We start from the raw sequence: 13,611 nt of genomic DNA on the forward strand, positions 1-13,611 counted from the left end.
AGTCGGCATATACCAGCCAGTCCGATCACCGGCGGATGCTCGTTCTGGGTGCGTGAAGGTTCGCCTTGCGGCGGCTGCTGTCATTAGCGATTTGACGGCGGAATCAAACTCGTGTGCAACAAGCGGTGCTGGCTCTGGCGATCAGTGGCGGCACGACCGTCAGTTGAACGAGGCGCAGCAGCAGGCCCCGCGCAAGACTGGTTGTTGAGCGGCTAGCCGCGAGTATCGGTTCGCGCCGTCCGGAAGGAGGTGTTGTGGTATGACACGGAACTCCGTATGCTACGGAAAATCGTACGATACGTGACCCATCCCAATGCCTATGAGCAAGCCCCGGCCAGCTGTCACCGCTAGTGACAGGCGACTCGACGTCCAAGAAGAACGACTGGGGAATACGGTGAGCGTGCTGATCTGGGAGGGGCGTGTATCGCGTGCTCGGTTAATGGAGCTGTTCGGCTTGAGCGCAACGCGCGCTTCCGAGTGGTTGAAGGAACTCAAGGTGCAGCGGCCAGATTGGGTCGAGTGGGATAGCAAGCGGAGATCCCTTACGGCGACCAAGGCTGCCTACCGCGATGTCGAGCGCAGCCACCCGAGTGCGAGTGCCGTGCCCATCCACGAAAGCCTGGGAGATGCGACGATGATCCTGCCCTGGGAGTTCTCCCGGCTGTCGCCCTACACCTTCTCGCGGCTGAGAATGGCCATCAAGGACAGGCGACAGGTCTCCTTCAACTACATGTCGATGAGCCGTCCGGTCAAACATCGCCGCGTGGTCGAGCCCCATTCCATCGTCCGAGCAGGACGTCGGTGGCATGTGCGCGGCTACTGTCTAGAGCGAGGCGATTTTCGTGATTTTGTGCTGGGCCGGATGACCGATGTCTCGCTGACCGACGAGGCGGCCTCGCATGAGATCGGTTCCGATTCGAATTGGAACCGCATTGTTAAGGTTCGGCTCGTGGCCCATCCCTCGCTGACCGACGCCCAAAGCCAGGTTGTGCGGCAGGAATACTTCTCAGGTACTGCTGCCCGTGTCACGACATGCCGCGGGCCGCTGGTTCCCTACCTCATTCAGGAACTCAAAGTCGCCACAGACCTAGATCGGCAACTGCCTCCTGACTATCAACTCGCGCTCGACAATCGGGAGGAGTGCAAGGAATGGTTGTTTCCGACGTAGACGAAAGACTGCGACAAGAGGTCATCGCTGAGAGGTACGCCCAGCTGTTTCGCGTACTGCCGGAGCGGCTCTTCGCGCCACTAGCCTCGGCCAACCGAATGCGGTACTGGGCTTTGCTTTGCGCCCTGCACGCTCGCAAGTTCGGTCCGGAAGCGCCGCTGCCACCCAGCAGCGGTTTTCCCACTACCGAGATCATCCGGGAGATCACGCAGGAACTCCAGGACATGAGCGCCTGGGAAGACGAGGATGACGGTACTGGCAAGCTTGCGCCGGGCACGCCTCTGAACATGCAGGCGGTCGCGATTTTTCACCGGCTCAAGGACTGCGGCTGGCTCCGGGTCGACAAGGTCGGTGTGCGAGATATGGTCACCATGGCGCCGGCGATAGCCCAGTTCACGACGCGCCTGATCGAGTTCGCGCACACCGGACCTGTCTTTGTGGCGGGCAAGGTTCGAAGCATCGAGGCCAACATCAAAATGGTGCTTGAGGAGGGCGCCGACGGCTCGACCTTGCAGGAGGCGGCCCAGCAGACGCGCGCACTGATGGAGCACGTTCGGGTGGCGGGCACCAGCGTGCGCGACCTGATGGCAGAACTCAGCGGCCAAGCCTCGACCGGCGAGTTCGTGCGCCGCTTCTTCGAAGACTTTGTCGTGCGAATGTTCATCGGTGACTACAAAGAGCTGCGAACCCGTGACCATCCGCTCTCGCGTCGCCAGGAGATCCTCGCGATGGTCGAGGTCATCCAGTCCAACGAGTTCGTGCGCAACCGATTGCTCGGATGGTATTTGACCAAGCGAGCGCCGGGTGACGAAATGCGCGCCAAGGCATTGCTCCAGCGGGACATCCTGAAGATCGAGGAGTTGTCCCGGATCGACGAGTACCTGGACCGACTGGATGACGAGATCCGTCGCGCGACACGCATGGCCGTTGCGTTCCTGGACTACCGGCTTCGTGCTTCGCGGCCGCTGGACGAGCTCGTTGATCATGCCATCAAGGCGGTGGTCTCTTGCGAATCCGACGTGGTTGAAGAGACGCCCTTCCCAGGCGAGGAATGCTTATGCGGTGCGCGGCTCGCACTGCCCCGAGTTCCCGTTGAGCGCGCGCCGCCCCAGCCCCTGCGCAAACAGGTGATGTCGCCAGAGCAGGAGGCCCGCGCTCGGCTCCAGCTCAAAGCGCGCAATCGCCGACTGATGTCAGCCCCCAAGCTGGCCGAACTCATCCGCGCGCAGTTGGCCGGCCGCGATCGCATGGCCAGTTGCGAGTTCGACACCTCCACCATCGAGGACGTGCGCGCCATGCAGGCGTTGTGCACGGTTGCCGCGGCCGTTGGCTCGAACAGCGCCCAACTCAAGGCGAATGCCCGGCTGATGCTCAGTCGGTTCAGTATTCAGCGACCAAGCATCGAAGAAGTGCAGGGCGCGATAAGCCATATCGAGTTCGACATTCATGCGAGCCAGGGAGGCAAGAAATGAGCTTCTGGACCAATGCGGAACAAGCGACCAAGGGCGTCGTCACGGAAGAGGACTTCGAAGCCATGGCCTATCGGCTGGTCTCGGAGCAGGTGCTGTACCAAGCTGATCGCAAGAGCCGGACGGCCTACGGTGTCATCCGCGAGTTCGAAGCCGACTTCCGGCGGGCGCTCGCACCGCTGGGTATCCTGCTGAAGGTCAACAGCAATCTGCGGTATGTGTGCGCCATCCCCACGCGCCCCAAGCATCCGGCGACCGTCGAGCAAACCCTGCTCGCCCTCGTACTGCGGAAGATCCACGATGAAGAATCGCGCGTCGCCAATCACAACGAGGATGGCGAGGTGGAGTGTGACCTTGTAACGCTGGGCGTGAAGTACCGCCAGGCCAGCGGTGGGCGAGAGCTTCCGTCCGGCTCGCGCTTGATGACCCTCATGACAACTCTGCGTCGCTGGGGCATCGCGCGATCGGACACCGATGACCGCGCTATCGCCATCGAGGGCGCCGAACAGCCGTACGTGGTCATCATCCGCCCCGGGATCGTGGAGGTGATTGGCGAAGCAGCGCTTGAGCGACTAGCGGCGTTCGGCGCAGCCAAGGCGGGTGACCAGAGCGGCGAGCCTTCTGCGCTCACTCACGACGATAACGAAGGCGACGATTTCGGTGGCCGGGACAGTGAGGTAGCCAATGTTTAAGCTGATCCGGATCAAGCTCGTCCAGTTCTACCTCTATGAGGCCCGCGAGGTGGAGGTCGGGACGCTCACCGGCATCTTCGGTGCAAACGGCAGCGGTAAGTCCTCGCTGCTCGACGCGGTGCAAACGGTGCTGCTGGGCGGCAATTTCAGCAAGGGCAGCGGGGCCGTCTACAACGCGCAGGCCGATGAAGGCAACAGCAACACGCGTACGTTGCGCAGCTACTGCCTGGGAGAGCTGGACAATTCGCCCACCGGTCGGGCGCGCGATGAGGCGACGACCTACATCACTTTGACCTTCCTCGACGACGAAAGCCAGGACATGGTATCCGCGGGCATGTGCGTTGTGGCCAGTGCGTCCAAGCCGGATCACGAGATCCTTGGGCGCTACCTTGTGCCCTTTGACATCACGCTTCAGGATCACCTAGAGATCGTGGATGGGCAGGAGCGGCCACGCGAGTGGTCGACGTTCCGACAGCAGCTGGTCAGGCGCCCCCTTCTGCAGTCAGCGCCCGACGAAGAAGTGCTGTTCGCGGAAGGCGGACGTTTCCTCAATGCCATGCTGTTCCGACTGCGCGGGAAGAAAAGCCTTCCCCGCGCTGACGCATTCCGCCAAGCCTTCCGATTCGCTCTGCGGATGAAATTCGACCATTCGGTGGACGACATCATCCGCCGCCAGGTGCTGGAGGCACGCCCGACCAAGACCAAGGCGTTCTTAGACATGCTGCGTGGGTTCAAGGAACTGGCGGCGAAGGTTGCCGCCATTGAGCACAAGCTGGGCGAAGCCAAGAAGCTTGACGAGCTGTTCCAGCGCGCGGTGACCGAGGAGCGTAAGGCTGTCACGTGGAAGGCGCTCGCAGCGCAAGCCAGCTTGGAGCAAGCCAACGCCGCCGTGTCCGACGCCGAAGAGGCGGAGGGGCAGTCGGCGGACAAGGTGGAAGAGGCCTGCCAGTCCGTGGCAGCCGCGACACAGCGTCGGGACCTGCTCCAGCAAGCCGCTGCAAGGGCTGCGACGCAGCGGGACCAGCACCACGCTCACGGCGAGAGCGTGCACCTCAACGAGTCCATCACCTCTGCGACGCGGCGGATCACCGAGCATCTGGGGGAGATTCGCTCCACACTCGAGGGTCTGCTTCGTGCACTGGGCACGCCGGTGCCGGGCAAGACCGTTCCCGATTGCGGCGAGACGTTGGGCAGCACCATGCATTCGCTCGAGGGCTACCTGGAGCGAGGCAACTTTGACGATGCCGACGCGCTGGCGACCATTGTCAAGCTGGCCTGCAGGGCCGCAAAGGCGCTCCACGGCGAGATGCTCAAGTCGCTGATGGAGGTGGGTGCCAGGATCACGTCCCTCGAACAGGAGCAGAAGGAAACCCAGGAGAACGAGCGGCGCATTGCGGCCGGTAAGCCGCCTCTGGACACTAACGTCTCGACACTGCAGCGAAAGCTGCGCGAGGCCGGCATCGCGTCGACGCCGGTGTGCGATCTGCTCAAAGTAGCGGACACCGAGTGGCAGCCAGTCATCGAGGCGCAGTTGGGACGCGCTAATGTGCAGGCGCTCCTCGTAGAAAAGCGTGACGAGCGGGAGGCCTTCAATGTGTACCGATCGTCGCCTGTCTATGGGGTCAAGATCGTGCGGCCCAGCACGTTGCGCGACGTCGGCCCGATCACACCCGGATGGGTGGCGGAGTTGGTCACGGGCTCGGACCCGCGCGCCGTCGCGTTCGCGCACAAGCACCTCCGGTTCATGCGGGCACACTCTGTCGACGACTGCTTGCGTCACAGCTTTGCGCTTACGACCGATGGCATGCGGGTGGCAGACGGCGACCTAGACCGCATCCAGCCGGTCGCACCGACCCTGCTGAAGATCGGTCCCGACATGAGCCGCATGCGCGAGATCGTGCAATCACGTTTGGCGGAACTCAAGCGAGAACTCGGCGTCTGCGAAGAACAAGTGCGCGAGCTCAAGCTCGGCATGGGCCTACTGGGCATTTTCTCCGGGGACGAGGGCGAGAACGCCGTGGCACTGGGGCGGGTGTCGCAAAGTCTCCTCCTGGAGCGTGCCGCGCTCGCGGACTTCCAGCGCCGGTTGGACGCGCTCGACACGAAGGAATACGAGAACCTCGCGCTTGCAGCCGAAGAGGCGCTTGCCGAAGCTGCGCAGGCCAACGCCGACGTCGCCGACGCAAACACCCTGCTCGGCGCCGCCAGGGCTGCCCATGAGCAGCGGTGTGCCGATACAGCTCGACATAGGCGGGATCAGCAAGATGCCCGGGACGCCGCCACGAAGGCGCGGGCTGCAACGGGGTATGACCCTGACTTTGCGGCAGAGCAATGGGACAAGCTACTTGAAAAGCATGGCGAAGACTTCGAGCTCATCCGGTCGGTCGCCGTCAGCGGTGAGCAGTCGGCTTCACGAAATTTCCATGAAGCTACCCGGAAAGGCTTGCTAGGCTTCGGGGCCTTCATCATCGAATTCAACGAGCAGGGCGTTCAGGAGCAGGCGCAGGACTGGCGGGCCGCGTCAGACTACATCACCCGCCGGGTCATACTGCTCAACGAGACCGGCCTCGTCGACAAGAAGCAGGAGATGGCGCAGGCCATGGAAGCAGCCAAGAGCACGTTCCGCAGCAACGTCGCGCTCGACCTCCATGAGCACATCGTGTGGCTCGATGCGACCATCTCCCGCATGAATACTGCGCTGGCCGCAGCGCCGGCCTTTACCAACGGTGAGCGCTACCAGTTCAAGAAGGATCCGCGGCCAGCCTATGCGAATCTGCTGAAGTTCATCAAAGATGTTGCCACCCATGGTCCTATGGATGACCTGCTCGGTGGCGCCGGGGAGATGCCACCGGCCTTCGATGAACTGGTGGTGGAGAAGGCCGAGTCGTCCCGAGCTACCAAATCGCCTCTGGACGACTACCGGGAGTTCTTTGATTTTGATGTCGAGGTGCTGCGCGAGTCGCCCGACAAGCCCGCCCCGGTCAAGGTGGGGCTGCTCAGCCAACGTGTTCACACCGGCTCGGGGGGCGAGCATCGCGCGCCGCTTTACGTCATCGCTGGCGCTGCCGTTGCATCGGCGTACCAGCTCCAGGGCGGAGACGACAGCGGCATGCGGCTGATCCTGCTCGACGAGGCCTTCATGAAGATGGACCCGCGCAACATCACTGCCACGATGCGCTACTTTGAGGAGTTGCGGCTGCAGGTCCTGATGGCCAGCACTGGGGAGGCCTTGGGAACGCTGACGGCGTTCCTGACCGACTACTACGACATCATGCGCGACTCCGATTCGAACGTTGTGGTCCTCGAGGGGCATCGCATCAGCCAGGAGACCCGTGACCTGTTCCGCTCCGACCTGCCCGAGTTCAACCCCGACTTGGTCGATCAAGAGTTAGCGGTTATGTACGAAGCCAAGGCTGCCGCTCAGTTGGACGCCACGCAGGTCCGGCAACCGGCATGAATGCGCTCGCCAGAACTGCCCTAGGGGCCTTGCTCAAGCAGGCCGATCGCAGCTCCGCAGGGGTTACCAGAAAGAAGCCATGTCTCACCGCGCGACATCTGAAGGGCTATAAGGCCCTGAAGACATTGGCGGAGAAAGATGACTTCGAGGCGGCACTCAAGCACGCCCAGGCACAGGGGGCCGTCAAGCTGAGGTGGCCGGCCGGCCAGCGCGACGGTTTCATCGAGCGGGTTGAGCTGGCCAATATACACCTGCTAGCCGCGCTGCTCGAAACGCAAGCAGCGGTGGATGTGGTCGGTGCAGCAGCGAATTTGCTGAGCGGGTATTCCGGCAAGTTTCCGGTGCTGGAGGACGTGGTCGGGCGCTGGTCGTCACTCAAAAAGGTACGAGGAACCGGCCCGGGCGACAGCGCGGATTGGGCCGATGCCTGCGTCGCGATCTTGGCATGCCGTGCAAGCGTAGCGCAGGGGCAACTCGAGACGGCGGTTCGGGACGCCAGCGCCCGCATCTTCCGCAATAGCAAGCGGCTTGAAGGCCTAGTGCCCGCTCTTGATGTCTTGCTCTCGGGAAGCATCGACGAACCGCCCCGAGAGGCCATGGAGGTGCTACAGGAGTTGGGACTCTTTAAGGAGCCTCAACCCGTACGGCTTGCTGGCAATGTGGTGATCCGGCGCGAACGCGTGACGGCCGTACTGGATACCCCCTACACAGCGCTCCCCGCGCAAACGATTCTGGGGCTGGCGTCGGTACCGGCGCGTGTCGTCTCCATTGAGAATCTGACGACGTTCAGCGGTCTGGCGCGGGCCGCCCAGTCCGCCACCGAGCTACTGATCTACACCGGCGGCATGCCCTCGCCCAGTTGGAGCGCGATGTATGAGCGGTTGCTCGTCACGCTGCCGACAAATGTTGAGATTTGTCATTGGGGCGACGTAGACGAGGGGGGCTACCGCATCGCCGCCTTCATTGCCAGGATCGCCCAAAAGCATGGGCGGCGGCTAGTACCATGGAAGATGCGGCCTTCGGAACTGCTTGAGTCTCAGCGTCGGATGGCTCACCCTGAGGTTGTTGAGCGTATGCGGCGATACGCGCAAGCCGCTGGATGGCCGGATATTGCGGACGATCTTGACAAGCACCCTTTCATAGCAGAGCAGGAGGGCTAGGTGTGGGCTGTCAAGTCAATACCGGAGTGCAGCGGTTGCTGTCCGTCGCTGCCGGCATCGCAATTCACGGTGTCTGTCACCTTGCAATCATTCGATGAGTCGATGCCGCGTCTAGCCGAACGACCGGTTTCGAAGGTACTGCGGTCCTACGCTGCCCGCCATCGGTTCACCTCACGAGGGACGGCTTGCTGAAGGCACGAAGTAGCACTCGCGACCCATCGGCGACACCGACTGTCCGAAACTCGTCGACCCAAAGCAGCTGGTCGACTCAGCGCCTCGGCCTCGCCAGTACCAACCTCTACCCGAAAGGCGCCTTGCCCGTACTTCCAATGCCTTGCACGATCACCGTGCACTGAAGTTTGGCGCGGGTCACGGCGTTGTACAGAAGCCGCCGCTTGCCCTCGTCGTCCTGAGCAACCGTGTAAGGCCAGACGACGATGACGATGTCGAACTCCCGATTCTTGGCTTGGTGGACAGTGAGAGCTCGCCGACCGCTATCGGATCGATTTGCCCGCGCCCGCGTCACAGCCAAGACCCTGCGTGCCTGTCCGAGTAGGTCAGCAAACCGGATGTACTCACGGCCGGCCACGTCGCGCTTACGGATGACCCATCGCACAAGGGCGTCCCGCGCTAGACCTTCTTCGGTATCGAGTAGTGCATGAAGAACATCCCGGCAGGGCTTCTCGCCGTCGAAGGCCAACTGCTCGACGCTTTCCAGGAATGGCGACTCGCCGAGTTCCCAATTCAGCTTGAACGGCCCCAACTTCTGTTTCCCACACTGCTTCGTCGACACCAGTTCGACAAGCTCTTCCGCGTAACCGCCCTTTCGCGATGGTGTAATCACCGCGACGCTGCTGTTCGGCGACTTTAGCTTCGCGTAGTGAATCGTCGCAGCGATCAGGGCCGCGGCCTGACTTGCGCTCGCGCACTCTGCGATCTTGAAGCCGGCGCCAGCGACGGGCCGCAGTCCTGAGCGGAGTGCCGTTGAAGCATCAAGCAGCGCAGGCACCTTGCAGCGCTGCGGCTTCGCCAGCACCTCCGGCTCGCAAACCGTTGGAAGCCAGACCGAAGCGGGGCTCGGTCGCAGGTCCTGCCTGAGGCACTGAAAATCGTCGAAGGCGATGAGGAGGCGACTATAAGCCGACAGCGCCTCGACGAGCCGCAAGCGATGGAGGTCCAGGTCTTGCGCCTCATCCAACAAGATGCACGGATAGCCCATCGCCAACCAGCTGCCGACTACGGGCCTTTGCACCAGGTCTGCGGCCAGTGAGCATTGGCTATCGAAGTCTGCGGCGTCGGTCGACGGCTGGCCCATCGCGTTGGCCAGTGATCGCCAGCGCCAACGCAATGAACGCGCGAAGCCGTCCACAGTCACGCACTGGTACTTCCCACGCAGGCCGGGTATGGCCTGAAGCTTCTGCTCGAGTCGCTGCCGAGCGCCGTGCATAAACGTCAGCGCAAGAACCGCTTGGCCGGGTCCCAGTGGGCACGACTGCAGCTCTTGAGTGGTCCGCTGAAGAAGCCGGTAGGTCTTGCCGAAGCCTGCCGCGCCATTGACTGCCCATACCGTCATGGCACGAAGACCCGCACTCGCAGTCCGTTGATTCGGCTATGTTCAGCGAACTTGACGCTGTCGAGCCCGAGGCACTCGGAGGCCATTGCGTTCAGCAGCAACAGACCCCGCAAGCGAGCTGGTTCTGACCTAGCGATAGCCTGGGCCACCGCCTCATAGGCCAGACGATCTTGTTTCAGTCCTCCAGCATTCCTGTCTTTGGACTTCAAGCGGGCGACCAGGTCCGCGGAGTCTGCCGCAGCAGGCTCAATGCCGTCGATGGCCTTCGCCAGGGAGGGGTCACCGTCAAGCACCCACCCGAAGGCATCTTCAATGGCCCAGCTGTCCGGCCATCGCAATGCCCTTGATGGCCGCGGTGAACTACCCGCTAGGCCCGCAATGTACCCGTCTCCTGCCTCGTCACCGTCCACCAGGCAGACAATGCAAGGGTGTAGAGGGTGAAGCCGCTTATAGGTCGGGACGACTTGAGCATCGATCGTCCTCACGATGCCGACGTGCGTCAGGAATCGGGAATCGGAACCAGATTCCCAGGTTTGGCTGGAATCGACAGCCATGGCCAGGAGATTGAGGATTTCGACGTCGATCGAGCCTTCCGGGACAAGCAGGCTGTCGTGCATCAAAGCAGCAATAGTTTCCTGACGGTGGATCTCGAACAGTCGACGCACCGGGTTAGAGTCGCTAGCCAGTGATGAAGCCGTGCTCAACGGTGTCGAGGTGAGCTTGCCGCCTTCGTTGCGAAGCACGTGCAGCGCCTTCGGGTCGGACATCCCCGCCACCGTAGGCGAATGCGAGGTAATAAAGGTCTGGGCCGAAAGCGACTGCAGTCGCTGCACGACGCGGCGTTGTAATGGCGGAGGAATGTGGAGCTCGGGCTCTTCAAGCGCCATCCAGAAGCTCTGGCCGTCCTTAGCGCGGCGTCGGCCGAAATGGAACAGCAGCAGCAGGCTCTGCATGGAGACCAAGCCCGTACCGTGGCGTCGCGCGGGGATGTTCGGGGCAGCATCGCCGAACGCGAAGTGCGGCACCAAGGATTCCATTACCCCGTCGCTGTCGGTAGAGGTCAATCGCAGGCGCAGGCTTGGGCCCTGGGGGAAAAAGCCCTTCAGCTCGTTTTCGAGCTCGTCCACGATAGGCGCGAGCTTAGGATCTGTTTCTACCGGGTTTGCCGGTTCCCGCAGCCTGTCGCGCTCGCTCAGGATGGCCTGTGCTGGAAGCCCGTCGCCGCTGGTAAGGACGCGTCGGAACAGTTCGCTGCCGAACGAAATGACTCGATCCCAGGTGCGGCTGGCTGGCACCAGGAAGAAGCCCACTTCGCGCAACAGCCGAGACGGGACCGGTGGGTAGGCATCGTCCTCGAACACGTCCGCTTCGGCGTCGTCCACGAAGTAGCGAACGGTCTCGACCTCAAGGCTCATCCGTTCAAATCGGGCTGCGAATCCCACTTGGCAAGCCAATACGGACTTCGCGTTGACCGGCTCCGGCAGCAACTCGCCGGTTTCTTCGTGCACCCACTTGGGTACGGCCCGATCCGGACCGAACCAGTCGGTGTGCTTGGATGCGTCGTTGCTTTTGAACCCCACGATGGTGGCTGTCAGTTTGATCCGATCGGTCGGTCCCGGGTTGCCGCCATAGAAATCGTGCTCAGTGAGGGAGCGCACCATGCGGTCACGACCGAACAACAGAGCCAGCGCCTCAATGACAGTTGTCTTGCCACTGTTGTTGGCGCCGATGAACACGTTGTGCTGGTTCAGCCTCAGATCCGCTTCCCGAATGCCACGGAAGTTCCGGACGCTCAGCGACGCCAGTTGCATTGCGGCCCTCTGCTTCTTGAGTTTTGATGCGGCCGAATTTTGTCGTCCTGGCGCGATGGCGGCTACGTGAGTAGCCCTAATGGAAACAAGTCCGCGCCATCGAGGTGGTTAGCCATCGCCTAGAGCCGCCGGTACAAGTGGCGGCGGCGGCAGCCCAGTGTTCATGCGCGTCCAATGGATTTCCCAGGGGCGACGCCTTGGCCGGCACCCAACGGCTACAGCGAGTGGACGGCCGCTCAACGCAGCGGCCGGTGCCGATCCCCTGCACTTCCCGCAAACCGCCGGCTGCGACCGACTGCTCCTGGCCGGAAGTGCGAGTTCCCAGCAGTTGCCGAGGGCGGTCGTTGGCAGCTGCGGCAGCCGAGGGGAAGGTCCACTGCTGGGCGAAGACGCCAACTCAACATGTCGGCCAGAAGCGGACGTCGGTCACGCAACCCGGCAGCGGTCAGTAATGGGCAGGCGTAGTGGCGTCCATCTGGATTGCTAACCCTCTGCCCAGTTGCTCGGTTCCGGGCCCAAACCCGGCATGTTGCAGGGTTTGCGGTTCTTGTTATCAGCGTGCGTCGAACCCAGCGTCGGCGGCAGGCCCGCGTCCATGCTTGCACCTTCCCCCATTGGAGGGGCGTGCGACCCGGTTGCGCGCGGGGTGTTACACGGCAAAATGCAGTCGATATTAATTCATGCGTCATGAACACTGCGCCTCCGCGTCTTGAAACAGCAATCCGCGCTCACTTTGCTCCGCTGCTCCGGCGCGAAGGGTTCACCGGATCCGGACGCACATTCCGTCGCGTGGTCGACGAGGCAATTCACGTTGTTAATGTCCAAGGCTTTTGGTTTGGGGGCAGCTTCGCCGTAAACTTGTCTGTGCACCCTCTGGGGCTGCCGTGTGTTGGGGGCGCACCCGCAGACCCTAAGAAGATCACTGAAGAGTGGTGTGAGTTTCGGCACCGCCTCACCGAAGGACCAGCTGGTCGCATATGGAGCCACGATGGAACGGCTGAGGGTATGGCCGCGGCCGTAGTTGACGCGGCTGAGGTGTTTGAACAGCACGGGCTTGCGTTCTTCGGCAAGTTCTACGGCCCGGCATCGATTCTTCGCGCTCTCACTCCGGCGGAACTAGCGTCTGAGTCTGAAACACTTCGCCTCTATTCTCACGGTAGCACTATCCGCTTGGCATATACCTTCGCTCGTGTTCGCCAACTGCGCGGACGGCATGAAGAGGCGGCCGCGTTCGCTCGGTGGGCTCTGTCGGAGGGCGCGCAGCCACCCTTCGAAGGCTATGCTGAGCTACGCAAGCTCGCCAATGACGCATAACCCCTCCATGCCGCTCATGTCGAAAGTTAGGCGGCGTAAAAGGCCATGACACTACCGTCCGCTGAAGTCGAATTCATTCAGATGTTCGTCAAGCCGACGCTTAGAGACCGTTGGCTACACCAACTCGATTCTCCAAAGAGGCGGTCAAAGCAGTTGCAGCGCCTGCACCACGGCTTCTACTTCGAAGCACGGTCGATGGAACACGTAAAACACCATGCTGCGCATCGAGCGGACTTCATTGCGATGCTCAGGCGGTACGGAGCAGGTGGCCCCGTGCACGTCATTTCGGCGCATTCGTCTCGCGACGGCAACGCGTATTCCTTTGAGGAGGCCATCGATCCGAACGAGGGGGTCGCCAGGTCCCATTCAACCATTTGCATCTACAGTCCGAAGTCGCTTGCCGTCTTCGCTGATGAATACGATCGCTATGTGCTCTGGAACGGCGCCGCCTAGTGTCCTGTCGCAAAAATATCTTGCATTAATTTTGCATGTCCTCCGGTACATTGACGGCCGGAGAACGACGATGCACCTGCGTGAAGACGCGACGATCGAGTTGAGCCAAGAGCAGCGCGCCGAATTGGAGAAGGTGGCGCGTTCGCGGCGCACACCACAAGCGGTTGCGCAGCGTGCTCGCATCGTGCTGATGACGGCCGATGGGATGTTGCCAGGAACCATCGGCGAGCAACTCGGCGTGTCGCAGCCAACGATCCGCAAGTGGCGCGCGCGATATGCCGAGCAAGGGTTGCCAGGATTACGTAGTGAGCCGCGGCCAGGTCGCCCGAGGACGCTGGACGATCAGCGAGTCGCGGACTTGCTGAACCAAGCGCTGCAGACGCGTCCTGAATCGCCCCGGGTTCAGTAGACACCTTCGAGCCTCAAACTGAGGCCCAATAGGAGGTGCCATGAAGACCAACCAACCGTACCCTGAAGAGTTCAAGATCGAAGCGGTCAAGCAGATCACGGAGCG

At 62.1% G+C, this 13,611-nt stretch carries 10 protein-coding genes; 8 read left to right on the forward strand and 2 right to left on the reverse strand.

All coding sequences use genetic code 11. The annotated features are described in order from the left end of the window. Window positions 1-394 precede the first annotated feature (394 nt). The 5 genes from M8A51_RS11235 to M8A51_RS11255 are packed head-to-tail and all read left to right on the forward strand — an operon-like array spanning window position 395 to window position 7,946. Entirely contained in the window at window positions 395-1,168 is a 774-nt protein-coding gene (locus tag M8A51_RS11235; RefSeq protein ID WP_251778406.1) for a WYL domain-containing protein, read from the forward strand. Further along, the gene (locus M8A51_RS11240; RefSeq protein WP_251778409.1) at window positions 1,150-2,640 is read left to right on the forward strand and encodes a Wadjet anti-phage system protein JetA family protein; all 1,491 of its coding nucleotides are present in this window, start codon (window positions 1,150-1,152) and stop codon (window positions 2,638-2,640) included. The genes M8A51_RS11235 and M8A51_RS11240 overlap by 19 nt, the downstream gene beginning before the upstream one ends. Beyond that, window positions 2,637-3,329: a DUF4194 domain-containing protein gene (locus M8A51_RS11245; protein WP_251778412.1), complete on the forward strand. Its 693-nt coding sequence runs from the start codon at window positions 2,637-2,639 to the stop codon at window positions 3,327-3,329. Before M8A51_RS11240 ends, M8A51_RS11245 begins: the two co-directional genes overlap by 4 nt. After that, entirely contained in the window at window positions 3,322-6,786 is a 3,465-nt protein-coding gene (locus M8A51_RS11250) for an SbcC/MukB-like Walker B domain-containing protein (protein WP_251778414.1), read from the forward strand. Before M8A51_RS11245 ends, M8A51_RS11250 begins: the two co-directional genes overlap by 8 nt. After that, the gene (locus M8A51_RS11255; RefSeq protein ID WP_251778416.1) at window positions 6,783-7,946 is read left to right on the forward strand and encodes a Wadjet anti-phage system protein JetD domain-containing protein; all 1,164 of its coding nucleotides are present in this window, start codon (window positions 6,783-6,785) and stop codon (window positions 7,944-7,946) included. Before M8A51_RS11250 ends, M8A51_RS11255 begins: the two co-directional genes overlap by 4 nt. A gap of 298 nt (window positions 7,947-8,244) precedes the next feature. On the opposite strand, the gene M8A51_RS11260 is transcribed toward M8A51_RS11255, so the two are convergent. Both M8A51_RS11260 and M8A51_RS11265 read right to left on the reverse strand, forming a co-directional pair. After that, window positions 8,245-9,519: an ATP-binding domain-containing protein gene (locus M8A51_RS11260; protein ID WP_251778419.1), complete on the reverse strand. Its 1,275-nt coding sequence runs from the start codon at window positions 9,517-9,519 to the stop codon at window positions 8,245-8,247. Then, window positions 9,516-11,330, reverse strand: a complete 1,815-nt coding sequence (locus M8A51_RS11265) for an ATP-dependent nuclease (protein ID WP_251778421.1) — start codon at window positions 11,328-11,330, stop codon at window positions 9,516-9,518. Before M8A51_RS11265 ends, M8A51_RS11260 begins: the two co-directional genes overlap by 4 nt. Before the next feature lie 687 nt (window positions 11,331-12,017). Between M8A51_RS11265 and M8A51_RS26515 the strand changes: the two genes are divergently transcribed. The 3 genes from M8A51_RS26515 to M8A51_RS11275 all read left to right on the forward strand — a co-directional run bounded on the left by M8A51_RS26515 (window position 12,018) and on the right by M8A51_RS11275 (window position 13,506). Next, window positions 12,018-12,644, forward strand: coding sequence for a DUF4304 domain-containing protein (locus M8A51_RS26515; RefSeq protein WP_368408539.1), 627 nt, complete (start codon window positions 12,018-12,020; stop codon window positions 12,642-12,644). A 45-nt stretch (window positions 12,645-12,689) separates the two neighbouring features. Beyond that, the gene (locus tag M8A51_RS11270; RefSeq protein ID WP_251778423.1) at window positions 12,690-13,097 is read left to right on the forward strand and encodes a hypothetical protein; all 408 of its coding nucleotides are present in this window, start codon (window positions 12,690-12,692) and stop codon (window positions 13,095-13,097) included. A gap of 70 nt (window positions 13,098-13,167) precedes the next feature. Then, window positions 13,168-13,506 carry a helix-turn-helix domain-containing protein gene (locus tag M8A51_RS11275; protein ID WP_251778425.1) on the forward strand — a complete coding sequence of 113 codons (339 nt, stop codon included), beginning with the start codon at window positions 13,168-13,170 and terminating at the stop codon, window positions 13,504-13,506. The last annotated feature ends 105 nt before the right edge of the window (window positions 13,507-13,611 follow it).

The organism is Caldimonas mangrovi (assembly GCF_023721835.1).
In the GTDB taxonomy this organism is placed as follows: Bacteria; Pseudomonadota; Gammaproteobacteria; order Burkholderiales; family Burkholderiaceae_C; genus Caldimonas; species Caldimonas mangrovi.